Raw genomic sequence first — 23844 nt, 5'->3', positions numbered from 1 at the left:
CAGCGCCTCCGCGGCGGGACGGTCAGGACACCTCGACGTACCCGTGGGCGCCGCGCTCCGCGTCGACCATCACGTGACTCACGACGGGATAGCGCCCCGGCTCAGGGATCTCCAGTTCGACGAAGCCACCCTCGGCGGGCGCCAGCGCCAGGACCTGCGCGCCGCCTCCCGTGGTCCCGAAGGGGTCGACGCCCTCCTTGAGCAGATACCCGCCCTCGCGGTACACCGTGTCGAACTGCGCGCCGACGATGTGGAAGCTGGTAGCCCGGTTCGGCCCGGCGTCGAGCACCCAGAACCGCACCCGCTCCCCCGTGCGGGCCACCAGCGGAGCCTGGTCGTACTGGTTCGCGACGCCGTTGAACACGACCTTGTCCGGGTGCTCGCCCAGCACGGCGTCCGCGTCGAGGTCGGTGGCGTCCTCGGCGGTCGCGGCGGCGTCGGCCAGGAAGACCTCGGACTGGACGAGCACGTACTCCCGGTCGACCTCGGGCAGGCCGGCCTCGGGCTCGATGATGACGGCGCCGTGCATGCCGGCGGCGATGTGGGCGCTCATGGGCATCGTCGAGCAGTGGTACATCCAGACCCCGGCGCGGTTCGCGGTGAACCGGTAGGTCAGGCGCTCACCGGGCGCGATGGTGCGCATGGGCCCCGTCGGGTCCAGGGCGCTGGCATGGAAGTCGATCGAGTGCCCCATGGACCCGTCGTTGATCAGCGTGATCTCGAAGGTGTCGCCGACCCGGCCCCGCAGCGTCGGCCCGACGCTGCCGCCGTTGAACGTCCACCGCCGCTGCCACACGCCCGGCGCCACCTCGAGGGGCACCTCGGTGACGCGGAATTCATAGCGGCGGACGGTCTCGGGGGTCAGGGCAGGCGCGACGGGGTCGACGACGGCGCTCAGCTCCGCGTCCGGGTCTCCGGCGCCCTGGTGGCTGTGCTGCGGCGCCGCGGGCTCGGCCCCGGCCTCCGCGGCGGGCGAGCCCGCCACCACCACGTCGAACGTCATGCCCATCTGCCGGTGGCCCACGACGGTGCACCAGCCGGCCATGCTCTGCCCCACGATCCCCAGATCGAGCTCCGCCCGCTCGCCGGGCGCCAACCGGGGTGTGCGGACGGTGCCGACGAGCAGGTCGTGCACGGTGGTGGGGTCCTCGTTCACGAGCTCGATGATGACCCGGTCCCCGGGTTGCGCCTCCACGCTGGCGGGCACGAACCTCATGTCGCGGGCCGCGACCTGGACCCGGACGGTGGTCCCGGTCTCGGCCACCGCCACCGGGGCGGCCGCGGACCCCACGGTGGCGACTCCCGCGGCGGCCGGGTCCAGGCCCACGCCGACGCTGATGGCGATGGCCAGGGCGGCAACCCCTGCCACCAGCCCATCGCCGGTGAAGGCGCTGCGGCGCTCCGGCATCTCGGCCGCGGGCACGCCCGCCACGGCGCGCCGGCGCTCGGCGACAGAGGCGCGGATGCCGCGCACCATGAGAGGCAGGAAGGCCGCCAGCGCGGCCAGCACGAGTACCGAGACCGTCACCTTGACCCAGCTGGGCAGCGGCGTCAGCCAGGCGATCAGCCCGCCGTTGATGACGACGAGCCGCACGGTCGCGAAGCGGTCGAACTCGGCCGCACCGGCCCGCACCACCCGCGGGCCGCCGCCGATCACCGACGGCAGGAGATACGACAGGGCCCCGGTCACCAGCTGAAGCAGGAAGCCGACCACCCACAGGGTGGCCAGCATCGGATACCCGGAGGCCAGCTCGACGTCGTCGGAGCGGCCGACGTGGACCGCGGTCGCGATGATCGCGACACAGGCCCACACCGCGCCGGCCAGGATCGAGGCCGCGGCGAACTCGCGCGGCGGCTTCGCGCGCAGCGGAGCGACCAGGCAGCGGCCCCACCAGATCAGCGCCCCGGCGTACAGCACCAGGCCGGCCACAGACACGGCGCGGACGCCCAGCATGGAGCCGAGGATGACCACGCCGATCGACGCCAGCAGGACCGGCAGCACTTGCTTCGCGAGGCGCTCGGCGCGGTCGTCCATCCGGGTCCGCAACACCGTCGGCCAGAAGGTCACGAACGTTCCCACGACGGTCAGGCCGATCCAGCCCAGCAGCATCGTCATGGTGTGCGCGACGAGGAATGCGGCGTGCCAACGGTCGTCGAGGCCCCAGGCGAGCGTCGCTCCGAACGCGGCTCCCACCGGCAGGCAGGCTGCGGCCGCGACGTAGTAGCGGATGCAGATGCGGAAGCGTCCGGGCAGCGCGCGGCGGAGGTCGCGGACCAGGACGGCGCCGTGCCACAGCACCGCCGCTGAGACGGCGGTAGCGCCGACGACGACCAGCCACCACTGCGCCGTCGGGACGCCCGCGAACACCAGCAGCGAGCCCGCGGCGAGCACCCCGAGCCGTACGTCCGCCCGCCGCCGCGTGGCGTCGTCGTCGCGGGTCTTGAGCAGTGCCGCGGTGAAGTGGGCGCTCCACACCATCACCGAGTGGGTCAGGGCACCGAGCGCCACCAGGTGCACCATGAGCCACGTGGATTCCGGGACCCACCGGTGGGCCACTGCGACCACAGCCGCGGCCAGGAGCCACACCAGGACCGCGTAGTCGCGCAGGGAGCGGCGGCGCCTCATCCCCGCACCGCCGATGCGACGACGGTCAGCGCGAACGCCAGCAGAGCGAGCACGGTCACGGTTCCTCCGGTTCGGTAGAGCAGGCCGGCGCCGGCGAGGGCGCCGGACACTCGGGTGGCCATGCCGATGTTCAGCAGCGCCAGGGGCAGCCACATAGACACTCGGTACGGCAGCGCCCGGCCGATGACCGCCGGGAAGATGGTAGGGGCGTGCGCCATGATCATCGACACCCCGAAGCCCAGGAACACCCCGTGGATCGTGACGTCGTAGTGGCCTTGGGCGGTCGGCTGCCCGACTGCGACCCAGACCGCGCCCGCGATCGTGAGCCAGACGTTGCCCGCGAGCAGCGCGGCCGCGTTGAAGCGGCGGAAGCCGGCGGCGCGGATCATCCGGCGCCCCACGTCGTCGCGGATCAGCCAGGCCGCCACCGCCACGCAGCCCAGCCCCAGCACCCGGAATCCGACGGCGGGCAGCGCGATCGCGAGCGCCGCGCCGAGCGCCACCACCGTCGCCAAGGTCAGCAGGGTGGGGACGGCGCGGGCCCCCATGGTCAGTTGGGCCAGCTCGGCGCGCTCCGCGGCGATCGTGATCACCACGAACGCGACGAGCAGCGGGAGCGCCGCCGCCACGTCCGCCAGCAGGATCGCGGCGGCCGCCAGCGGGACGAAGAGCGCCCCCAACGCCTGCGCGGCCACCAGCGGGAGCGGGGCGCGCAGCCACAGCGCGCCGGCCACGGCGAGGAAGGCGAGGCCGCCGTCGAGCAGGAGGAGTTCACCCAGCAGGGGTGGGGCGCCCGAAATCAGGGCCAGCGATCCGGCGCCGAGCAGCGCGGGCGCGAGATAGGCCAGCGGATTGCGCAGCGCCTGGGCGCGCTCCAGGGAGATGAGGGTGCCCATGAAGCCCAGGGTCATGGCTGGTCCGTGGAGGTCGGCCAGCCGGCTCGAGGACACCGGCGCCCAGACGCCCAGCCTGAGCAGCGCCGCGTTCAGCCCGGTGAGCAGGGAGACGCCGGCCAGGGCGATGAGCGCGACGCGGAGGCGGCGGGTCGCGGCGGGACCGTCAGTGGTGGTGCGGGACGCCGGTGGCGTGGTCGTGCTCATGCGTCTTGCCGTCGATCTCGGTCCACTCGTCTCCGTCGAGGCCCAGGGCCGCCGCCGGGAACAGACCGTTGTCCTCCTTGTCGATGTGGTCGCGCAGCGCCACCTCGAACGTGTCCATCAGCGAGTGGTCGCCGGCGGCGATGGCCGCCAGGAGCTCGTCGAGCGAGCGGTGCTCGCCGCAGAGGCCGTTGACGTGCTCCGTGAACTCGTCGCGGCGCTTCATGACGCTGAAGAGGCCCACCTCCTCGGACTGCGTGTGCGGACCGAGGAGGTGAGCGAGGTCGCGGGCGCGGGCGGGGACGTCCCCGCCGTCGGTGACGGCACGGCGCAACTGGCCGCACGCGTTGACGATCTCGACGTGCTCGGCCATGAACCGGCCGATGACCGTGATCGAGTCACACCCGCAGTAGCTGCACATCAGACGCGGGCCAGCTTCAGCTTCCAGGCGTCGGGGCCCTCCTGGACGTAGCTCACGGCGATCGAGTCGCCGTGGCGATCCGAGATCTGGCGCAGCAGCGGAACCGGGTCGTGCGGGGCGACCAGCACGAAGGCGGCACCGGGCTGGAGCCCGTCGACGACGCCGTGGATGGCCGCGTGACGCACGGCATGCGGGATCGCGCGCGCGTCGAGCTCGGGCAGGGACTCGTCATGACCGCCGCAACCGCAGCCTGACTTGGGGGTGAGGGAGATCTCTGTCATGCCTGCCAGATTACTACAAGGACTTTGTATCAATTAACCGGGGTGGCTTTGATCGGCGACGAGCCCAGCCGCGGCCGCGCGGTAGCGGTCGACCACCACCTCGACGAGCAGCGGGTGGGCGCCCAAGGGCGCTGCCGCGACGTCGGCGCCTGCCTTGTCCACGCGGCGCTGGAAGAACCCCGGGCCGATGAGATAGGAGGCCACGGCCACCGGGCCCATCCCCCGGGCGGAGGCGACGGCTTCGGCGACCCGAGGTTCGGCGGCCGAGAGGAAGCCCACCGAGACACGACCCGGCCACAGGCTCTGCACACCGGCGACGACCTGATGCGCGACGTCGGCCGCCTCCGGGCGCGACGACCCGGCGACGGCGACCACCACGGCCGCGTCCTCCGGAGCCCCGGCCTCCCGCAGCCGGTCCACGAGGGCGCGCTCGAGGCGCGGGTCCGGACCGAGAGGGCCGGTGGAGACGACCGCTCCGGGGTGGGCGGACACCGCCTCGGCGACGTCCACCTCCGTGTGGAATCCGAGCGTCAGGAGGACCGGGACGACCACGACCGTCGCGCTGGCACCCACCCAGCGGTCAACCACGTCGCCGAGCTTCGGCTCCTGGACGTCCACGTACGCTGCCTCGACCGTCACCCCGGGCAGCCGTCGCGCGGCCGCCGCGGCGATCTCGAGGACGACCGCCTGCCCGTCCGGGTCGTCGGTGCCGTGCGCACACACGATGAGGACAGGTGTCATGCGGAGACCTCCAGTCGGTAGCCGCGGCGCGGCACGGTCCGCACCAGCGAGCGGTCGCCCATGCTGTCTCGCAGACGCGCGACGGCAACCTCGGCGGCGTGGGGATCGTTCGAGCACCCGGGCAGCAGCGCCAGGATGTCCTCCCGCGACACCACCCCACCCTCGGCGCTCACCAGGGCCCTCAGCACGGCCAGCTGCACCTGGCTGAGCGGCAGCGCGCGCCCGTCCAGGGCGGCCGCCGCGCGACGCAGCCGCAGCACGCCCGACGGGGTGACGACGTCAGACGGAGAGCGGTCGTTCAGCGCGGCGCTGAGTTCACGCACGAGGGCGCCCAACCGGTACCGGTCGGGAACCAGCGGGCTCAGTCCGAGCTCGACGAGCGGCGCGGCGGTGACCGGCCCCACCGTCGCCGGGAGCACCGGGCCGGCCATCGCGGCGATGACCTCGTCGCGGAGTCCCTCCCGCTCACAGGCCGACAGGAATTCGACCACCCCCTGGGCGGACGTGAACGCGACGGCGTCCACCTCAGCGCCGGCCACCAGGCCGACGGCGCGTGAGACCGCCTCGGGATCCGGAGACGGCCCCCACCGGTACACGACCAGGGAGGTGACCCGCGCGCCCAACCCGGTCAGGAGCTCGTCGATGCCGTCGCTGCCCGAGCCGTGGTGCTGCACAGCGATGTGGAGCCCGGCCGCACCTTCGTCGGCGAACAGTTCCTTGATCTCGGCGGCGGTCTCGGAATCCGCGACCCAGTCCGCGGTGAGCCCGGACCCGTGCACGGCGCCCTGGGCCTTCGGGCCGCGGGCGATGATCCGGGCCCGGCGCAGCACCGCGAGGAGCTCGTCGGCGCACCCGGCCGCGTCGGCCGCGTCCATCCAGCCCCGGAAGCCGACTCCCGTGGTCGCCACGACCGCGTCCGGAGGGTCGGCGATGAGCGCCGCGGTCTGCGCGATCAGCAGCTCGTCGTCGGCGTGCGGCACGATGGACAGGATGGGCGCCCGCAGAACCTCGGCTCCGCGCCGTTCCAGCGCGGAGGCCAGTTCAGAGGCTCGCCGCTTGGCGGTCAACACGACACGGCACCCCGCGAGGGTGGTGGCGCCCGGGGCGCCGGCGGCGGGACCGTCCATTCAGCCCGCCCTCGCCAGGGGCGCGTCGCTGCGGCGGGCCGGCGACTCGCAGGTCACCTGCCCCCCGACGTATACCCGGCCGTCGAGGACCGTCACCTCCCAGGTACCGAGCGCGGCGGCGGGATCCGACAGGCACACGCCTGAGCGGAGATCGAACGCCTGCTTGTACATGGGAGAGAAGAGTACGGGCACCTCCTCGCCATCCACCAGGGACGACCCGACGAGTCCACGGGCCATGACGTTGGCGCGGGCGAAGGGGTCCCACATGCCGACCGCGTACACGCGGTCGTCATGCAGCCGCACGACGGCGACCTGGTGGCCGGAGATCAGGGCGGCGACGGGGCGTTCGGGCAGCAGGTCGCTGAGGGTGCAGACGGGGTGCATGGTGGTCATCTCGGTCCTCCGACGGGCAGGGTGGCGCCGGCGACCAGGACCGGCCGGCGTTCGGAATCGACGGTCTCGACGCCGGCCTCGCGGTCGGCGTCCGTGGCGGGGCGCGCCTGGCCGCGCTCGCCGACGTACTGCAGGTTGTCGTCCACCGCGTCGGCGGCGTTGACGAAGCCGGCGAATCGGGCCAGCTTGACCGGGTCCTCCAGGACGTCGCGCCACTCGTCGCGGTAGCCCTCGACGTGCCGGGCCATGGCGGCGTCGAGATCCGCGGCGATGCCGAGCGAGTCGTCGAGAATCACCTGCCGGACGTGGTCCAGCCCGCCCTCGATGCTCTCGAGCCACGCGGCGGTGCGCTGCAGGCGGTCGGCGGTGCGGACGTAGTACATGAGGAAGCGGTCGATGGTGCGCACGAGTTCCTCGGTGGTGAGGTCTTCGGCGAGGAGGGCGGCGTGGCGCGGGGTGAAGCCGCCGTTGCCGCCGACGTAGACGTTCCAGCCCTTCTCGGTGGCGATGACCCCCACGTCCTTGCCTCGGGCCTCCGCGCATTCGCGGGCGCAGCCGGAGACGCCGAGCTTGAGTTTGTGGGGCGAGCGCAGCCCGCGGTACCGCAGCTCGAGGTCGATCGCCAGCGCTACGGAGTCCTGGACCCCGTAGCGGCACCATGTCGAGCCCACGCAGGACTTCACGGTCCGCAGTGCCTTGCCGTACGCGTGGCCGGACTCGAACCCGGCGTCGACGAGGCGGCGCCAGATCTGGGGCAGCTGGTCGATGCGGGCGCCGAACAGGTCGATGCGCTGGCCGCCGGTGATCTTGGTGTACAGCCCGAAGTCGCGGGCGATCTCGCCGATGACGATGAGCCCGTCGGGGGTGATCTCGCCGCCCGGCACGCGCGGCACGACGGAGTAGGTGCCGTCCTTCTGGATGTTGGCCAGCACGTGGTCGTTGGTGTCCTGGATCGCCGCCTGTTCGCCGGCGAGGATGTGCCCGTTGCCGAGGCTGGCGAGGATGGAGGCGACGACCGGCTTGCAGATGTCGCACCCGCGGCCGCGGCCGTGCCGGTCGATGATCTCGGAGAAGGTGGTGAGCCCGGTGACGCGGACCACGTCGAACAGCTGGGCCCGGGAGAGCTCGAAGTGCTCGCACAGGGCGTTGCTGACCACCGTCCCGGACTTCTCGAGCTCCGCGATCATCAACTTGCGCACCAGCGGCAGGCAGGAGCCGCAGCTGGTGCCCGCCTTGGTGCAGGCCTTGACGCCCGCGAGGTCGGTGCAGCCGCCCTCGGTGACCGAGCAGCGGATGGCTCCGGCCGTCACGTTGTTGCAAGAGCACACGGGGGCGTCATCGGGCAGCTCGCCCTGCGGCGCGGCGCCCTCCGGCGACGCGGGGACCAGGTAGGCGGCCGGATCGCCGCCGAGGGGGCGGCCGACCATCGGGCGCAGGCCGGCGTAGGCCGAGGCGTCGCCCACCAGGATGCCGCCGAGCAGGGTACGGGCGTCGTCGGAGAGGACGAGCTTCTTGTAGACGCCGGCGATCGGGTCGGTGTAGACCACTGACAGGGCGCCCTCAGTGGTTCCGAAGGCGTCGCCGAAGCTGGCCACGTCGACGCCGAGGAGCTTCAGCTTGGTGGAGAGGTCGCCGCCGGTGAAGGTGCCGGAGCGACCGAGCATCTGGTCCACCGCCACCTCGGCCATGGTGTAGCCGGGGCCGACGAGACCCCAGACGCGGCCCTGGATGCAGGCCACCTCGCCGATGGCGTAGATGTCGGGGTCGGCGGTACGGCAGGTGTCGTCGACGACGATGCCGCCGCGCTCCCCCACCTCGAGGCCGGCGTCGCGGGCGAGCTCGTCGCGGGGGCGGACGCCGGTGGCGAAGATCACCACGTCCACGTCGATGGAGGAGCCGTCGTTGAAGACCATCTTCTCGACGGCGATCCGGCCCTTGATGGCCGAGGTGGCGCTGCCGACGCGGACGTCGACGCCCATGGCCTCGATGAGGCGCTTGAGCGACTCGCCGCCGCCGTCGTCCACCTGGAGCGGCATCAGCCTGGGCGCGAACTCCACCACGGTGGCGTCGGCGCCGAGCTTCTTCAGCGCTCCGGCGGCCTCGAGGCCCAGCAGTCCACCCCCGATGACGGCGCCTCGGATGCGACGCTTCGGGTTGCGCTCCTGCAGGGTCTCGACGTAGCCGCGGAGGGCCGCGACGTCGTCGATGGTGCGGTACACGAAGCAACCGGGCAGCTCACGTCCGGGCACCGGGGGCATGAACGCATAGGAGCCGGTGGCGAGCACCAGGGAGTCGTAGGCGTGCGACATGCCGTTCTCGGTGATGACGGTGTGCGCCGCCGGGTCCACGGAGACCACCTTGGCTCCGCGTCGCAGCTTCACGTTCGGGTCCTGCCAGAGGTGCGCCTCGCCGAGGTTCAGCAGCTCGGGGTCTCGGTTCTCGAAGTAGCTGGTCAGCGCCACCCTGTCGTACGGGGGGCGGGGCTCCTCGGCGAGGACGGTCACCCGCCACTCGCCGGCCTCGTCGCGCGAACGCAGTGCCTCGACGAATCGGTGGGCGACCATGCCACCTCCGACCACCACACACAGCTTGCTCATATCGGCCTCCAGGGGTCTTGTCGGTTGGGCTCCTTGGTATCTACGACGCTAAGTGGCGCAGTTTCCGGGGCTGGATCAGTCACGTTTCGGCTGTGCAACAAGCCACTCACGCGACCGTGACCCGTTCGAGTGAGGTTCGCGGGGTGCCGGCCGCGCCGAGGGCGGCGACCAGGCTGCAGACGTCGGAGGTGCAGCTTCCGCAGCCGGTGGAGGCGCGGGTCGCCGTCGCGACGGCCTCGGGAGTGTCGGCGCCGGCCTTGACTGCATCGGTGATGGCAGCCTTGGTCACGGCGTTGCAGCGACACACGATGGCGGCATCGGGCAGGTCGGCCACCGAGGTCGCCGGCGCGGCGCCGGCGAGCGGGCGGGCCAACAGCGCGGCCGGGTCGTCGGGGACGGGCGTGCGCGAGTCGAAGGCCACCGTCAGGTCGGCCGCGACCTGGGGATCGCCGACGCAGGTGGCGCCCACCAACAGTCCGTCCGCGACGGCGACCCGGACCCGACGGCGCCCCACAGGGTCGGTGAGGGAGAGCACCCGCGGCGCGCCGGGCGCGAACTCGTCGGCCGGGAACTCGCCCATGGTGACCGCCTCAAGGCCCTCGGCCTTGACCCGGAACACGCCGGAGTCGGCGCCGAGCACTGGGCGGGGACCGGAACGGCCGCTGATCTTCTCGGCCAGGTGGTGCGCCAGGACGCGGGCCTGCTCCCAGCCGGGACCCACCAGCCCGGGACAGCCGCGCGGGGTGCGGGCGCAGTCGCCGATGGCGTAGATGGCCGGGTCGTCCGTGCGGCACGTGTCGCTGACCAGGATGCCGTTGCGCACCCACAGGTCGGCCGCCTCCGCCAGGCGGGTGCGGGGCCGGACCCCGATGGCGACGAGCAGGAGGTCGGCGGGGATGTGCTTGCCGCTGGTCAACCTGACGGAGGTGAGGGCGCCGTCGCGGCGACGCTCCACCCCGGCGACGCGCACGTCGACCAGCGTGGTGATCCCGCGGTCGGTCAGCCCGGCGCGGACGACGGCGCCGCTGGCGGGGTCGAACTGGCGGTCCAGCGGGGCCGAGCCGCGGTGCACGATGGTGGCGTCGCTGCCGGCCTCGGCGAGCGCGACGGCGGCCTCGATGCCGAGGACCCCTCCCCCCATGACCACGACCCTGGCGCCGGCGGCCGCGGCCGAGCGGACCCGGTCCGCGTCGTCCCACGTACGTAGCGCGGCCACGCCGGGCATGGGGGTGCCGTCCGCGCGGACCATGCCGTCGACGGTGGGGAACACCGGCTCGGCGCCGGTGGCGAGCACGAGCGTGTCGAAGCGGTGTTCCTCCCCCATGGAGTCGAGGACGACGCGGTTGCGCCGGTCGACCCCGGTGGCTTTGCGGGCGCGCAGCATCCGTACGTCCCGGCTCTCGGGCAGCGTGAGCCCGGGCAGGTCGGCGCGGCCCATGATCACGTCGGGCAGGAGGATGCGGTTGTAGGCGGCGTGCCCCTCCTCGCCCAGGACCGTGACCTCGACGTCGTCAAGGCGGTGGGAGGCCAGGTCGGCGAGGAATCGGTGGCCCACCATGCCGTGGCCCACGACGACGATCCGGTGACTCATGCCGCCGCTCCGATCCGGGTCAGCCGCACGGCCGCGACCTTCAACTCGGGCATGCCCGAGATGGGATCGGTGGCGGCGTTGGTGACCCGGTTGACCGCGCCGGCGTCCGGGTAGTGGAAGGGCATGAAGACAGTGTCGTGGCGGATGCCCTCGGTGAGCCGGGCCACCGCCTCGCAGCTGCCGCGGCGGGAGTGGACGGCCACCTTGTCCCCCGCCGCGACACCCAACCTCTGCGCGAGAAGCGGGTGCAGCTCGACGTAGGCCTCCGGCTCCACGCTGTTGAGCGTCGGGACGCGCCGCGTCTGCGCGCCGGACTGGTAGTGCTGCAGGACCCGGCCGGTCACCAGGTACAGCGGCAGCTCCGGGGTCAGCTCGTCGTCAGGCGGGGTCTGGTCGACGGGGTGGAGCACCGCGCGCCCGTCGGAGGTCTCGAAGCGGTCGAGGAACACCCGCGGCGTGCCGGGGTGGTCAGGGGCGGGGCACGGCCAGTAGAGCGCGTCGCCGTCGCGGAGCCGTTGGTGGCTGAAGCCGGCGTAGTCCGCCACGCCGCCGGCGCTGGCTCGGGCCAACTCGTCGAACACGACGGCGGGGTCGGCGCTGAACTCGACGGGGCTGCCGAGACGCTCGGCCAGCTCGCTCCACACCTCCAGCTCGGTGCGGACGCCGACGGGGGGCAGGGTTGCGCGGGCCCGCAGCAGCAGCCGCCCCTCGAGGTTGGTCATGGTTCCGGTCTCCTCCGCCCATTGGGTGACGGGAAGCACCACGTCGGCCAGGGCGGCGGTCTCGGAGAGCACGAAGTCGCTGACCACGAGCAGGTCCAGGTCGCCCAATCGCTCGGTGAGGCGCAGCACGTCGGGCAGGCTGACGACGGGGTTGGCGCCGTGGATGAGCATGGCGCGCGGGCCTCCGGGGGAGGCGAGAGACTCGAACAGCGCGACGGCGGGCTTCCCCGGCCCCGGGAGCGAGTCGGGATCCACGCCCCAGACGGCGGCGACGTGCGCGCGGGCCGCCGGATCGGCGATGGAGCGGTATCCGGGCAGCTGGTCCGCCTTGAGCCCGTGCTCGCGCCCGCCCTGGCCGTTGCCCTGGCCGGTGAGGCACCCGTAGCCGGAGCCGACCCTTCCGGGGAGTCCCAGGCAGAGGGCGAGGTTCACGGCGGCGGTCACGGTGTCTGTGCCGTGGGCGTGCTGCTCGGCCCCGCGGCCGGTGAGGACGTATGTCCCCCTACCGCCCCGGGCCGGGCTCGCCTCGGCCAGCATCCTGGCGGCGGCGCGCAGCTGCGTCACCGGCACCCCCGTGACGCGCTCCACGCGCTCCGGCCACCACGCGGCCAGGCTGGCGCGCAGCTCGTCGACGCCGTTGACCCGCTCCGCGAGGTAGTCCCGGTCGACCAGCCCCTCGGTCCACAGGATCTGGGTGAGGCCCAGCAGCAGGACGAGGTCGGTGCCAGGAAGCGGGCTGAGATGCAGGCCGCGGCCGTCGCCCGTGAGGGCCGCCGTCGGGGTGCGGCGGGGGTCGACGACGATCAGCCCGCCCGCTTCCTGCGCCCCGGACAGGTGGGTGCAGAACGGGGGCATCGTCTCGGCCGGGTTGGACCCCACCAGCAGGATGGCGCCCGCCCCGTCGAGGTCGGCGAGCGGGAACGGCAGGCCGCGGTCCAGCCCGAACGCCCGGCGCCCACCGGCCGCGGCCGAGGACATGCAGAAGCGGCCGTTGTAGTCGATGTTCGGCGTGGCGAGCCCCACCCGGGCGAACTTGCCGAGGGTGTAGGCCTTCTCGTTGGTGAGCCCGCCGCCTCCGAACACCGCCACCGACTCCGGCCCGTGCTCGGCCCGCAGGCGTAGCAGCGTGTCGGCGACCAGCGTCAGCGCGGTGTCCCAGTCGGTGGGCACCAGTTCCCCGTCGCGGCGCACCAGGGGGCTGGTGAGCCGGTCGGGGGTGGTGAGCACCTCGGCGGACGTCCACCCCTTCTGGCAGAGCCGTCCCCGGTTGGTGGGAAACTCCAGCGGGGTGACCGTCGGGGTCACCCCCGGGTCGGCCGGCGCCACGTCCATGGCGCACTGCAGCGCGCAGTAGGGGCAGTGGGTCGCGGTCATGGCTCAGACCTTGAGCGCGGCCAGCGGCGACGTCCGGCGCAGGTACACGAACCAGGTCAGACCCAGCATGAGGAGGTAGACCCCCACCATCACCCAGAGCGCGGCCTGGAGGTCGCCGGTCATCGTCCGCGACAGGGCGAACCCCTGGGGGATGAGGAACCCCCCGAAGGCGCCGACGGCCCCGGCGATGCCGATGCAGCCCGCCGCGGCACGACCGGCCGCGGTGAGCGCCGCCGCGTCGCCGCGCGCGGTGCCCGCGAAGACCGCCGGGATCATCCGGTATACGGAGCCGTTGCCGATGCCGGTGAACACGAACAGCCACAGGAAGGAGAGGAAGAAGATCGGGAAGGATTGCGCCTGCAGCCCGAGGATGGCACCCACCGCCCCGATCGCCATGGCGACGAAGGACGCGCAGGTGACCAGGGCGCCGCCGATGCGGTCGGAGAGGTAGCCGCCGAAGGGACGGGCCAGCGAACCGACGAGAGCCCCCATGAAGGCCAGCGAGATGGTCATGGCAGGGAAGAGGTTCTTCAGCAGCGTCGGGAACGTCGCGGAGTAGCCGATGAACGAGCCGAAGGTCCCGATGTAGACGAACGACAGGATCCAGGTGTGCGGGTGGCGGAGGGCCACGGCGTAGGCACGGGGGTCCGACTTGGCGCTGGACAGGTTGTCCATCGACCGCCAGGCGAGCACGGCGGCCAGGAGGGCCAGCGGAATGAACATCAGCCCGGCGCGGTCCAAGCTGACCCCGGCGCCGATGGTGATGACGATCGGGACGGCGAGCTGCACGGCCGCGGTGCCGAGGTTGCCGCCGGCGGCGTTGAGGCCGAGCGCCGCGCCCTTCTCCTTCGCGGGGAAGAAGAACGAGATGTTGGCCATCGAGGAGGCGAAGTTGCCTCCGCCGACACCCGCCAGCGCCGCGATGCCCACGAGCGCGATGAACGGCAGCTCGGGGTTGTTGACGGCCCAGGCGAGGGCCCCCGTCGGGAGGAGCAGGAGGAGGGCTGACACGACGGTCCAGTTGCGGCCCCCGAATCGCGGGACGGCGAAGGTGTACGGGATCCGGAGCGTGGCCCCCACGAGCGCGGGCGTCGAGACGAGCCAGAACATCTCGTTGACGCTCAGGTCGAAGCCGACGCCGTTGAGTTGCGGGACGACGATGCTCCAGAGCGCCCAGACGGCGAAGCCCAGGAACTCGGCGAAGATGGACAGCCAGAGGTTGCGGCGGGCGATGGGGCGGCCCGTCGTCGCCCACTGGGTGGGGTTCTCGGGGTCCCATCCGTCGATCCATCGGCCGGGACGGTGCTCGAGCGCTGAGGCGCGGACGTCGTCGGTGGGTGGGGCAGTCGCGGGACCCCCCGGGAGGGTGCGGGTGGAGGTCATGGTCGCTCCTTCGGCTCGTAGGTCGGTTCGGTCCATGAGCGACGCTGCTCACGACAGAACGTACGAACCGGGTGTGACGGCCGATCGGGCGCCCGGTAACGGCCCTGTCACCAGTTCCTCACGCGCCCCCGCCGTCGGCTGTGAGGCCCGCGGAGGCGTTGCGCGACGGTGGGCACCGGCTCCCGTCCCCCTGCGTTGAGCCTGACACGCACCTTGTGGGCCGAGGATGAGCCTGCGCCGAGTTTCGTCGCCTCCCGATGAGCCTGCGCCAAACCTCAACACCGAATTTTCGAGTTTGATCGTTCAGATCTGCGTCGAGCCGTTCCGCAGGCTCATCGGGGGACGGCTGGCGGGGGCGCAAGGCGACGGTGGGGCCGCCCGACGGTGTGCTCACGGGAGGCGTGCTGCAGCGGCGGGCGCAGCCCGGTATCCTGTCCGAGTTGCCCGACGACGTCGCGGCGGCACGGCCCCGTAGCTCAGGGGATAGAGCAGAGGTTTCCTAAACCTTGTGTCGGAAGTTCGAATCTTCCCGGGGTCGCCAACGATAGGCCTGCGGCAGCTGTGGACCTATGAAGGTGTCCCCGACCCCCGCGGTCGGATCGACACCCAGGCGCCGAACGGCTCAGGCGAAACGCCTGACTGCCTCGCGGATGGCGTCGGCGTGGTGATAGATGTCGGAGATCTTGTCGATGGGAATTCGCGTCTCGCTCTTGTCTTCTCCGACAATCCCGATGAACTTCTGCTTCCGGTTGAAGTGCAGCCGACAGATGGGCTTGCGGTTGTTGTCGTCGAGGAGAATCCCGAAGTACGACTTCGTGTCCCGTGCCGCAACTCGCTCCACCGGTACGTCGCTGACCGCGATAGCACGGACGATGTTGAAGCCTTCGATCTCCTCGAACGTGGTCTCGATGTCCTTCGGCCCCTCATCCCCTTCGCTGTCTTCAACCGGATCAGAGGTGGCGGCAGGGGCCGGCATGCTGACGCCTTGGCCCTGCAATGCTGTCTTCAACCGAGTGTTGACCTGCTCAGTGATCCACTGCTTGGAAGCCTTGACCGTAACGCCGGTGAAGAACTCACGCATCTTGGCGGTGAGAGGTCGGTCGTAGACCTTGGCCGCCAGGAGCCGCACGAACTCCTCAGTCGGTGACGCGAAAAGCTGGTCGATCGCCTGCTTCACCCCCGAGACATACTTCAGTTCCTCGGCAGCGGAGAGCACCGAGTCGAGGTCGAACGTCGATTTCGTCATCTTCTGTAACTCGGGGAGCGCGTACGGGTCGACATCGAGCAGGTTGAGCCGGAGGAATGGATGCTGGTCCATCTTGTTGGGCTGATCCAAGTCCGTGAAAAAGTGCCAGTACTGACCGTTGGTCAACACTCCGATGCGGGCGTTAGTCACATGGAAATACCGGAACAGCTGTGATGCGTGGTTGATGTCGAGAGGTGCGCCGATCGGCTTGCACTCGATCAACATCTGGACATCTCCCCCACGCAGGATTGCGAAGTCGACCTTCTCCCCCTTCTTGGTACCGATATCCGACGTGAACTCCGGCAGGACCTCACTGGGGTCGAACACGTCGTACCCGAGCACGCGGGCGATGAATGGCAGCACCACAGCGGTCTTGGTCGCCTCCTCGGTGAGCAGAGCCCGTCCATGATCGGTTACTTTGGTGGCCAGTTCCTTGATCGCGTCTTCGATCGGCATGAGTGATGTACGTCCCTTCTACTGGAATCGAATGCGCCGGATCAGCAGCCCTGCTTGATCCAAAGCGCAGCGCCTCCACAACGATGTCCTAGTGGCCTGTCGTTGAGACATGTTTACGTTTCCGGTCTATTCGGTCAAGAATCTGGTCGGGAGTTTTGGTCCACATGAATGGGTGTTTGCGCCGGTTCCATCCGTTGATGAAGGCGCGGATTTTGCCGGTGAGGTCGCGGACCGAGGTGAAGGCCCCGCGTCGGATCGCTTGGCGTTCGATGATGCCGAACCAGACCTCGACGAGGTTGAGCCACGAGCCGGAGGTCGGGGTGAAGTGGACCGTGATCCTGGGGTTGCCGGCGAGCCAGTCGCGGACCTCGGCCTTCTTGTGGGTGGCGTAGTTGTCCATGACGAGGTGCAGTTCCTGGTCGGGGTAGGCGCGGGCCACGTGTTTGAGGAAGCCGAGGAACTCCTGATGCCGGTGACGGTCCTTGCACAGGCCGGTGACCTTCCCGGTGGCGATCTCCAACGCGGCGAACAGGGTGGTGGTGCCGTGGCGGACATAGTCGTGGGTGCGCTGCTCCGCATGGCCCGGCGCCATCGGCAGTGTCTTCTGGGTCCGGTTCAACGCCTGGATCTGGGACTTCTCATCCACGCACAACACGATCACGTTCTCCGGTGGCGCCAGGTACAGGCCAACCACGTCGGTGACCTTGGCCACCAGCTCCGGGTCGGTGGAGAACTTGAACGTCTCCGCCTTCCACGGGCGGACCCCGAACTCCTTCCACACCGCCGCGACGGTGGCATGGTCGACCCCCAACCGTGGGGCCAGCAGCCGAGACGACCAGTGCGTCACCCCGAGACTGGCCGGCGGCGGATCCAGGGTGGCGGCGAGGATCGCGACCCTGTCGACCTGTCGGGGTCGCCCCGGGCGGGGCTCGTCAGCCAGACCGCGCAGACCGCGCTCGGCGTAGCGGTCTCGCCACAGGTTCACCGTCGGCCTTGACACTCCGACGGTGTCTGCGATCACCTGGTTCCCGACCCCGTCAGCGGCCAACAATACGATCCGCGCACGCTGCGCGGTCGAGGCCATCACCGTCGCAGACCGGGTCAAGCGTTCCAACTCACCCCTGTCACCGTCACGCAACTCCAATGCTGGGGCTGTCCGATTCGCCATGCACCCATTGTCCCACCCAACCGTAAAGTTATATCACCGACACGCCACTAGTTATTCTCAGTCCCCGCATACTCCCACTGTGGCGGGGTCACGCGACAATTCTGCCTATCTGGGCTAACTCCCGCGACCGCAGATCATACGTTGGGTCGCCGATTCAGCGCAGCGACCCGTACGTCGACTTCGCCTTCTCCAACGCCGACACGTAGCCCTCCCGCTCGTATGCGTCCGCAGCCGCCTCAGCCGGGACCGCCAACAGCCCCCTCGCCTTGGACAGTGACAACCCCTTAGCCGCCAACCACTGCCCGAGCCCCTCGACGAGGACCTGCGCGTACGCCGGCCCGCGGCGGATGAGCGATGACGTCGTCATGACGACGTCGGCCCCGGCCAGGATGTACTTGATGACGTCGTCGGCGGTGTCGACGCCGGTGGTGGCGGCGATGGAGGCCTCCAGATGTCCGTGCAGCACGGAGATCCAGGTCCTGGCCAGCCGTGCGTCCACGGGCGACGACAACGTGACGCCGGACTCCACGGTCAGCCGGTCCAGGTCGATGTCGGGCTGCAGGAAGCGGTTGAACAGCACCAGGCCGTCCGCCCCCGCGGCGTCGAGCCGCAGCGCCATGTTGCCGACCGAGGAGAAGTACGGGCTGAGTTTCACCGCGACAGGGATGTTCACCGCCCCCTTGACGGCCGCGAGGATCGCCAGGTGACGCTCCTCCACCGCGTGCCCGGTCATCGTGAGGTCACCCGGCACGAAGTAGATATTGAGCTCGATGGCCGCTGCCCCGGCGTCGGCGAGCCGGCGCGCTGTCTGCGTCCACCCGCCGAGCGATGCGCCGTTGAGGGAGGCGATGAGCGGCACATCGATCGCCGCCGCCGCCTGCTCAACCAGCCGGAGGTAGGTGGCGGAGGCGTCGTGGGCGGCCCTCGGCACCGTCGGGAAGTACGAGATCGCCTCCGCGTGGGACTCCTCGTACATGTCCTCGAGGATGGCCGTGGCCTCGGCCTCGCGGCGCAGCTGCTCCTCGAACAGCGAGTACAGGACGACGGCACCGACCCCGCCGTCGGCCAGGGACTTCACCCCGGCCACGGTCTGCGACAGCGGCCCGGCCGACGCGACGACCGGGTTGCGCAGCGCCAAGCCCAGATAGTTCGTGGTGAGGTCGATCATGCCCGGCTCCTCGGGTCGGCGGCGAACTGGTGGGCGCCGCGGTTGGCCAACTCTTCGTACTCCGCCCACTTGCGGTCCACCTGGTCCTGCGCGAGCGCGACAAGGCGGTCGGCCTCGACGGGATCGGCCGCCTTCAGCACCTTGTAGCGCAGCTCGGCGGACTGGTATTGCTGCAGCGTCAGGCGAGGCCTGGGCGAGTCCAGCAGGAAGGGGTTGCCGCCGGCGTCGCGGATCACCGGGTTGTAGCGCATGAGCGGCCAGTGTCCCGAGTTCACGGCGCGGTACTGCTGCTCGAGGCCCTTGCGGATGTCGTAGCCGTGGGCGATGCAGTGGCTGTAGGCGATGATGAGGCTCGGACCGTCGTAGGCCTCCGCCTCCCGGAACGCCTTGAGCGTCTGCTGCGGGTCGGCCCCCATGGCGACACGCGCCACGTACACCGATCCGTAGCTCATGGCCTGCAGGGCCAGATCCTTCTTGTTGGTGAGCTTCCCGCCCGAGGCGAACTTCGCGACGGCGCCGAGCGGCGTCGATTTGGACGCCTGCCCGCCGGTGTTGGAGTACACCTCGGTGTCGAGGACGAGGATGTTGACGTTGCGGCCCGACGCGAGGACGTGGTCCACGCCGGAGCTGCCGATGTCGTACGCCCACCCGTCGCCGCCGACGATCCAGACGGAGCGCCGGACAAGGTGGTCCGCGACGCTGCGCAGGTCCTCGACGGAGGGACCGGCCAGGCCCTCGAGGCGCGCCTTGAGGCGATTGACCCGGTCCATCTGCTCGGTGAGCTCCGATCCGAGCCGCTGCGGGGCCGCGAGGATCTGATCGACCAGCGTGTCATCTCCGATCGCACCGCGCAGCTCATCCAGCCGAGTCCGGGCCAGATCCTCGTGCAGGTCTGCGGCCAGCCGCATGCCGAGCCCGAACTCGGCGTTGTCCTCGAACAGCGAGTTGGACCAGGCGGGCCCGCGGCCCATGGCGTTCTTCGCCCACGGGGTGGTCGGCAGGTTGCCGCCGTAGATCGACGAGCATCCGGTCGCGTTGGCGATGGTCGCCCGGTCCCCGAAGAGCTGGCTGAGCAGCTTGAGGTAGGGCGTCTCGCCGCAGCCCGAACAGGCGCCGGAGAACTCGAAGAGCGGCTCGAGGAACTGGGTGCCGCGGACGGTGCCGAAGTCGACGCGCGACCGGTCGTTGACCGGGATCGACTCGAAATAGTCGACCGCCCGCTTCTCCTTCTCGCGGTCCAGCAGGGGCGTGAGGTTGATGGCCCGCCGCGACGGCTGATCCACCGGCTTGACGGGGCAGGCCTCGACGCACAGGCCGCAGCCCGTGCAGTCCTCCACGTACACCTGCAGGGTGTAGCGGGTCTGCGGGAGTCCAGCCGCGTTGAGGGGCGCGGAGAGGAACCCCTCCGGCGCATCCCCAATGGCGTCCGCAGGGTAGGACTTGGCGCGCAGCACCGAGTGCGGGCAGACGAAGGCGCAGTTGCCGCACTGGATGCACTCCTCGGCGTCCCACTCGGCGACGATCTCGGAGATGTTGCGCTTCTCGTACTTCGTCGTGCCCGACGGGTAGGTCCCGTCGACCGGCAGGGCCGAGACCGGCAGATCGTCGCCGCGACCGCGGAGCATCTCGGCCGTGACCGTGCGCACGAACTTCGGCGCACCCTCGGGCACCGGCGGGATAAGCCCGCGGTCGGACCAGTCGTCGATCGGGACCGGCATCTCGTGCAACTCGGCGAGGGCCGAATCGACGGCGTCGTGGTTCTTCCGCACCACCTCGGCCGACTTGCGCGCGTACGTCTTGGTGATCGCCGCCTTGATCCGCTCGATCGCCTGCTCCCGCGGCAGCACCCCGGAGATAGCGAAGAAGCACGTCTGAAGGATCGTGTTGGTCCGGCTGCCCAGCCCGGCGGCACGGGCGACCTTCCCGGCGTCGATGACATAGACCCGGATGCCCAGCTCGACGATCCGCCGCTGCATGGGCACCGGCAGCTGATGCCAGGTCTCCTCAGGGCCGTGCGGCGAGTTCAGCAGCAGCACGGTGCCCGGCCGGGCGAACTCGAGGATGTCGACCCGCTCGAGGATCGACCAGTGGTGGCATCCGATGAAGCCGGCCTGGCTGACCAGGTACGGGGCGCGGATGGGGTTGGGCCCGAAACGCAGGTGCGACACCGTCCGCGAGCCCGACTTCTTCGAGTCGTAGACGAAGTAGCCCTGGGCGAAGGTATCGGCCGAGGATCCGAGGATCTTGATGGTGTTCTTGTTGGCGCCGACGGTGCCGTCGGATCCGAGGCCGTAGAACACGGCGCGCAGCGTCTCGGGATCCTCGAAGTCGAGAGCGGGATCGTAGTCGAGCGACAGGTTGGTCACGTCGTCGTGGATGCCGACGGTGAACCTGGGCCGCGGCGACTCGGCGGCCAGCTCATCGAACACCGCCCTCGCCATGGCCGGCGTGAACTCCTTGGACGACAGGCCGTAGCGGCCGCCGATGGTCACGGGGAGCTTCTCCCGCGCGCCTCCGGCGACAGCTTCCCCGAGCACCGAGGTGACGTCGAGGAAGAGGGGCTCGCCCGATGCGCCGGGCTCCTTCGTGCGGTCGAGGACCGCGAGTCGCGTGACCGACGGCGGCAGCGCCTCCAGGAACGCTTCCGTGGGGAACGGCCGGTAGAGGCGGATCTGCAGAACGCCGACCCGGGCGCCCTCGGCGTTCATCCGCTCCACCACCGGCAGGATCGCCTCGATGCCGGAGCCCATCACGACGACGGCGCGGTCGGCATCCGGCGCGCCGTGGTACTCGACCAGGCCGTAGCGCCGGCCGGTGAGCTCCGCGAACTTCTCCATCTCGTTGGCGATGACCTTCGGCGCCCACTGGTAGTAGAGGTTGGACGTCTCGCGCGACTGGAAGTAGGTGTCGGGATTCTGCGCCGTGCCTCGGATGAACGGATTCGCCGGGCTCAGCGCGCGCGACCGGTGCTCCAGGACGAGCTCGCGCGGAATGATGCGCCGCAGCTCGTCGTCCGAGAGCCGGACCATCGTGTTGAGCTCGTGCGACGTGCGGAAGCCGTCGAAGAAGTGGACGATGGGCAGCCGCGTCCGCAGCGTGGCGGAATGCGAGATGGCCGCCATGTCGTGGGCCTCCTGCACGGAGGCGGAGCTCAGCAGGCAGACACCGGTCTGGCGGACGGCCATGACGTCCTGGTGGTCGCCGAAGATCGACAGGCCCTGCGTCGCGAGGGATCTCGCCGCGACGTGAAAGACGGTCGACGTCAGCTCCCCCGCGATCCGGTACATGTTGGGGATCATCAGCAGCAGGCCCTGCGAGGCCGTGAACGTCGTCGACAGCGCGCCGCCCTGCAGCGCCCCGTGCATGGCGCCGGCCGCTCCGCCCTCGGACTGCATCTCGATGACGGTCGGCACCTGCCCGAAGATGTTGGGGCGGCGATGCGCCGACCACTCGTCGGCCAGCTCGGCCATGGTGGACGACGGCGTGATCGGGTAGATCGAGCACAGCTCGCTGACGCGGTACGCGACGTCGGCGGCGGCCTCGTTGCCGTCGATGATGGCCTGTTCGTTCATCGGGGAAGCTCCTGGATCATCTCGATCGCGTGGACCGGGCACTGCTCGTAGCATGTGGCGCATCCGGTGCATTTCTCATAGTCGAAGCGGTATCGGTTACCCGTACCCAGCTTGATGACGGCATCCTCCGGGCAGGCGCCGAAGCAGCCGTCGCACTCGAAGCAGTTGCCGCAGCTGAGGCACCGGTTCGCTTCGAATTTGGCCTCCTCGTCGCTGAGGCCGGCGACGACCTCGCCGAAGCCCTCCAAGCGCTCGTCGATGCCGGTTTCGGTCTGCTGCCTGCGGGCGTGGTCGCCGAAGTACCAGACGTTCATCATGTCGAGGGTGACGACCGGGTGCTTCTCCGGCTGGACCCACTCCTCCTTGTTCAGCCAGGCGTCGATGCGCTTGGCCGCCTTCTTGCCGTGTCCGACGCCGATGGTGACGGTGCGGTCCGACGGCACCGCGTCACCGCCAGCGAAGATGCCGGGGACCGCGGTCATCAGGGTCGACGGGTCCACCTCGACCACGTCGTCGTTGAAGCTCATCCCCGGGATCGCTTGCAGGAACTGGGTGTCGGCCCGCTGCCCGAGGGCGAGGATGACGGTGTCGGCGGCGAGCTTCTCGTAGCGGCCGGTCCCCCGGGCCTTGCCGTGCTCGTCGAGCTCCATGATCTCGACGGTGAGGTCTTCCTCGTCGACGGACGTGATCGTCCGCAGCCAGTTCATTTGGACGCCCTCGGCCTGTGCCCCCTCGAGCTCCTCGGCGTGGGCCGGCATCTGCTCGAGTGTGCGGCGGTAGACGACGACGGACTCCTCGGCCCCGAGCCGGCGCGCCACGCGGGCCGCGTCCATGGCCGTGTTACCGCCGCCGTAGACGGCGACCCGGCGCCCGATCATCGGCCGTTCGCCGGAGGCCACGTCACGGAGGAAGCTGACAGCATCGACGACGCGCGTCGCGTCTGCTGCGGGGATGTCCACTCGCTTGGAGATGTGGGCCCCGACCGCCACGAAGACCGCGTCGAAGCGGCCCTCGGCCTGCGTGGCCAGGAGATCCTTGATGGGTGCGTTCTGGCGGAACACCACGCCGAGCTCGACCAGACGCTGCAGTTCCGCGTCCAGCACGTCACGCGGCAGGCGGTACTCGGGGATGCCGTAGCGCATCATGCCGCCGGGCTTGTCTCCGGCGTCGAAGATCTCGACCTCGTGCCCGAGCCGGGCCAGATGGTAGGCGGCCGACAGGCCCGCGGGCCCCGCTCCGACCACCATCACGCGACGCCCCGATCGACGCCGAGGCAGCGGTACCTTCCAGCCGTTGGTGATGGCCATGTCGCCGAGGTAGCGCTCAACGGAGTGGATCGAGACCGCGGCGTCCAGGTCCTGGCGGTTACAGGCCGTCTCACAGGGGTGGTAACACACGCGCCCGTGGATGGCGGGGAACGGGTTGTCGACGATGAGCTGCCGCCACGCGGCCTCCGCGCGTCCGGCCTTGATGAGCCGCAGCCACTCCTGGATGTTCTCACCCGCCGGGCAGCCCGCGTTGCACGGCGGCAACATGTCGAGGTAGATCGGTTTGCGCGCCCGGACGGGGGCCACCCGACCCTCCGTGTGGCTGAGGTCCGGTTGCACCGTCATATCGCGTCGCTCGAAGGCCATCATCGCCCCTTCCCAGAGCATGTCTACTACTCAGCATCGTAGACCTTCCCCCAGGGGGTATCGACGGGGGGTAGGGACACCGAGCAGCTGACATTCGTGTGGGCATGAAAAAAGCGAGGGGGAAGACACACACACCGGCCAGGCCGGCAGGGTGTCTTCCCCCTCGCTGTATTCAAGTAAGTGTCCGGCGGCGTCCTAGTCTCCCACAGCGTCCCCGCTGCAGTACCATCGGCGCTGAAAGGCTTAA

Annotated in this window: 16 protein-coding genes and 1 tRNA gene; 1 reads left to right on the top strand and 16 read right to left on the bottom strand. The window is 70.5% G+C overall.

The features are described 5' to 3' along the window. Window positions 1–22: 22 nt before the first annotated feature. From BCR15_RS03385 to BCR15_RS03335, 11 genes are all read right to left on the bottom strand, one after another. Window positions 23–2626, bottom strand: coding sequence for a multicopper oxidase domain-containing protein (locus tag BCR15_RS03385; protein ID WP_068750452.1), 2604 nt, complete (start codon window positions 2624–2626; stop codon window positions 23–25). Next, entirely contained in the window at window positions 2623–3726 is a 1104-nt protein-coding gene (locus BCR15_RS03380; protein WP_197971697.1) for a DUF8744 domain-containing protein, read from the bottom strand. The genes BCR15_RS03385 and BCR15_RS03380 overlap by 4 nt, the downstream gene beginning before the upstream one ends. Beyond that, the gene (locus BCR15_RS03375; RefSeq protein ID WP_068750450.1) at window positions 3686–4144 is read right to left on the bottom strand and encodes a hemerythrin domain-containing protein; all 459 of its coding nucleotides are present in this window, start codon (window positions 4142–4144) and stop codon (window positions 3686–3688) included. Before BCR15_RS03375 ends, BCR15_RS03380 begins: the two co-directional genes overlap by 41 nt. Then, complete coding sequence (locus tag BCR15_RS03370) at window positions 4144–4425, bottom strand: DUF2249 domain-containing protein (RefSeq protein ID WP_061620526.1); 282 nt, start codon at window positions 4423–4425, stop codon at window positions 4144–4146. The genes BCR15_RS03375 and BCR15_RS03370 overlap by 1 nt, the downstream gene beginning before the upstream one ends. A gap of 33 nt (window positions 4426–4458) precedes the next feature. Then, window positions 4459–5166: a sirohydrochlorin chelatase gene (locus tag BCR15_RS03365; protein ID WP_068750448.1), complete on the bottom strand. Its 708-nt coding sequence runs from the start codon at window positions 5164–5166 to the stop codon at window positions 4459–4461. Beyond that, window positions 5163–6293, bottom strand: a complete 1131-nt coding sequence (locus BCR15_RS03360) for a uroporphyrinogen-III synthase (protein WP_068750447.1) — start codon at window positions 6291–6293, stop codon at window positions 5163–5165. Before BCR15_RS03360 ends, BCR15_RS03365 begins: the two co-directional genes overlap by 4 nt. Further along, window positions 6294–6686, bottom strand: coding sequence for a nitrite reductase small subunit NirD (gene nirD, locus BCR15_RS03355; protein ID WP_068750445.1), 393 nt, complete (start codon window positions 6684–6686; stop codon window positions 6294–6296). It lies immediately after the preceding gene. After that, window positions 6683–9283: a nitrite reductase large subunit NirB gene (nirB, locus tag BCR15_RS03350; protein WP_068750443.1), complete on the bottom strand. Its 2601-nt coding sequence runs from the start codon at window positions 9281–9283 to the stop codon at window positions 6683–6685. The genes nirD and nirB overlap by 4 nt, the downstream gene beginning before the upstream one ends. A gap of 106 nt (window positions 9284–9389) precedes the next feature. Continuing rightward, window positions 9390–10874, bottom strand: a complete 1485-nt coding sequence (locus tag BCR15_RS03345; RefSeq protein ID WP_068750441.1) for an FAD-dependent oxidoreductase — start codon at window positions 10872–10874, stop codon at window positions 9390–9392. Further along, complete coding sequence (locus BCR15_RS03340; protein WP_068750439.1) at window positions 10871–12970, bottom strand: molybdopterin oxidoreductase family protein; 2100 nt, start codon at window positions 12968–12970, stop codon at window positions 10871–10873. The genes BCR15_RS03345 and BCR15_RS03340 overlap by 4 nt, the downstream gene beginning before the upstream one ends. Window positions 12971–12973: 3 nt before the next feature. After that, window positions 12974–14353, bottom strand: coding sequence for an MFS transporter (locus tag BCR15_RS03335; RefSeq protein WP_068750437.1), 1380 nt, complete (start codon window positions 14351–14353; stop codon window positions 12974–12976). 465 nt (window positions 14354–14818) lie between these two features. Here BCR15_RS03335 and BCR15_RS03330 point away from each other — a divergent pair. Next, window positions 14819–14894 (top strand) — tRNA-Arg (locus BCR15_RS03330). Between the two features lie 81 nt (window positions 14895–14975). Here the strand turns inward: BCR15_RS03330 and BCR15_RS03325 are convergent. The 5 genes from BCR15_RS03325 to BCR15_RS03305 all read right to left on the bottom strand — a co-directional run bounded on the left by BCR15_RS03325 (window position 14976) and on the right by BCR15_RS03305 (window position 23618). Continuing rightward, window positions 14976–16055 (bottom strand): type I restriction enzyme HsdR N-terminal domain-containing protein, encoded by a 1080-nt coding sequence (locus BCR15_RS03325; protein ID WP_068750435.1) that lies wholly within the window; start codon window positions 16053–16055, stop codon window positions 14976–14978. An 88-nt stretch (window positions 16056–16143) separates the two neighbouring features. Next, complete coding sequence (locus BCR15_RS03320; protein WP_078919742.1) at window positions 16144–17223, bottom strand: IS630 family transposase; 1080 nt, start codon at window positions 17221–17223, stop codon at window positions 16144–16146. Between the two features lie 154 nt (window positions 17224–17377). Next, entirely contained in the window at window positions 17378–18391 is a 1014-nt protein-coding gene (locus BCR15_RS03315; protein ID WP_068750431.1) for a dihydroorotate dehydrogenase-like protein, read from the bottom strand. Then, window positions 18388–21963, bottom strand: a complete 3576-nt coding sequence (gene nifJ, locus BCR15_RS03310; RefSeq protein ID WP_068750429.1) for a pyruvate:ferredoxin (flavodoxin) oxidoreductase — start codon at window positions 21961–21963, stop codon at window positions 18388–18390. The genes BCR15_RS03315 and nifJ overlap by 4 nt, the downstream gene beginning before the upstream one ends. Further along, entirely contained in the window at window positions 21960–23618 is a 1659-nt protein-coding gene (locus tag BCR15_RS03305) for an NAD(P)-binding protein (protein ID WP_068750427.1), read from the bottom strand. Before BCR15_RS03305 ends, nifJ begins: the two co-directional genes overlap by 4 nt. Window positions 23619–23844: the final 226 nt, after the last annotated feature.

Origin of the sequence: Tessaracoccus lapidicaptus (assembly GCF_001693815.1) — a bacterium.
Lineage (GTDB): Bacteria > Actinomycetota > Actinomycetes > Propionibacteriales > Propionibacteriaceae > Arachnia > Arachnia lapidicapta.
Note: the sequence above shows the minus strand (reverse complement) of the source record. Positions and strands in the feature narration are given on the sequence as shown.

Coding starts and splice junctions, on each gene's coding strand:
- BCR15_RS03385 (WP_068750452.1), bottom strand. CDS start 2,626: ATGAGGCGCCGCCGCTCCCTGCGCGACTACGCGGTCCTGGTGTGGCTC.
- BCR15_RS03380 (WP_197971697.1), bottom strand. CDS start 3,726: ATGAGCACGACCACGCCACCGGCGTCCCGCACCACCACTGACGGTCCC.
- BCR15_RS03375 (WP_068750450.1), bottom strand. CDS start 4,144: ATGTGCAGCTACTGCGGGTGTGACTCGATCACGGTCATCGGCCGGTTC.
- BCR15_RS03370 (WP_061620526.1), bottom strand. CDS start 4,425: ATGACAGAGATCTCCCTCACCCCCAAGTCAGGCTGCGGTTGCGGCGGT.
- BCR15_RS03365 (WP_068750448.1), bottom strand. CDS start 5,166: ATGACACCTGTCCTCATCGTGTGTGCGCACGGCACCGACGACCCGGAC.
- BCR15_RS03360 (WP_068750447.1), bottom strand. CDS start 6,293: ATGGACGGTCCCGCCGCCGGCGCCCCGGGCGCCACCACCCTCGCGGGG.
- nirD (WP_068750445.1), bottom strand. CDS start 6,686: ATGACCACCATGCACCCCGTCTGCACCCTCAGCGACCTGCTGCCCGAA.
- nirB (WP_068750443.1), bottom strand. CDS start 9,283: ATGAGCAAGCTGTGTGTGGTGGTCGGAGGTGGCATGGTCGCCCACCGA.
- BCR15_RS03345 (WP_068750441.1), bottom strand. CDS start 10,874: ATGAGTCACCGGATCGTCGTCGTGGGCCACGGCATGGTGGGCCACCGA.
- BCR15_RS03340 (WP_068750439.1), bottom strand. CDS start 12,970: ATGACCGCGACCCACTGCCCCTACTGCGCGCTGCAGTGCGCCATGGAC.
- BCR15_RS03335 (WP_068750437.1), bottom strand. CDS start 14,353: ATGACCTCCACCCGCACCCTCCCGGGGGGTCCCGCGACTGCCCCACCC.
- BCR15_RS03325 (WP_068750435.1), bottom strand. CDS start 16,055: ATGCCGATCGAAGACGCGATCAAGGAACTGGCCACCAAAGTAACCGAT.
- BCR15_RS03320 (WP_078919742.1), bottom strand. CDS start 17,223: ATGGCGAATCGGACAGCCCCAGCATTGGAGTTGCGTGACGGTGACAGG.
- BCR15_RS03315 (WP_068750431.1), bottom strand. CDS start 18,391: ATGATCGACCTCACCACGAACTATCTGGGCTTGGCGCTGCGCAACCCG.
- nifJ (WP_068750429.1), bottom strand. CDS start 21,963: ATGAACGAACAGGCCATCATCGACGGCAACGAGGCCGCCGCCGACGTC.
- BCR15_RS03305 (WP_068750427.1), bottom strand. CDS start 23,618: ATGCTCTGGGAAGGGGCGATGATGGCCTTCGAGCGACGCGATATGACG.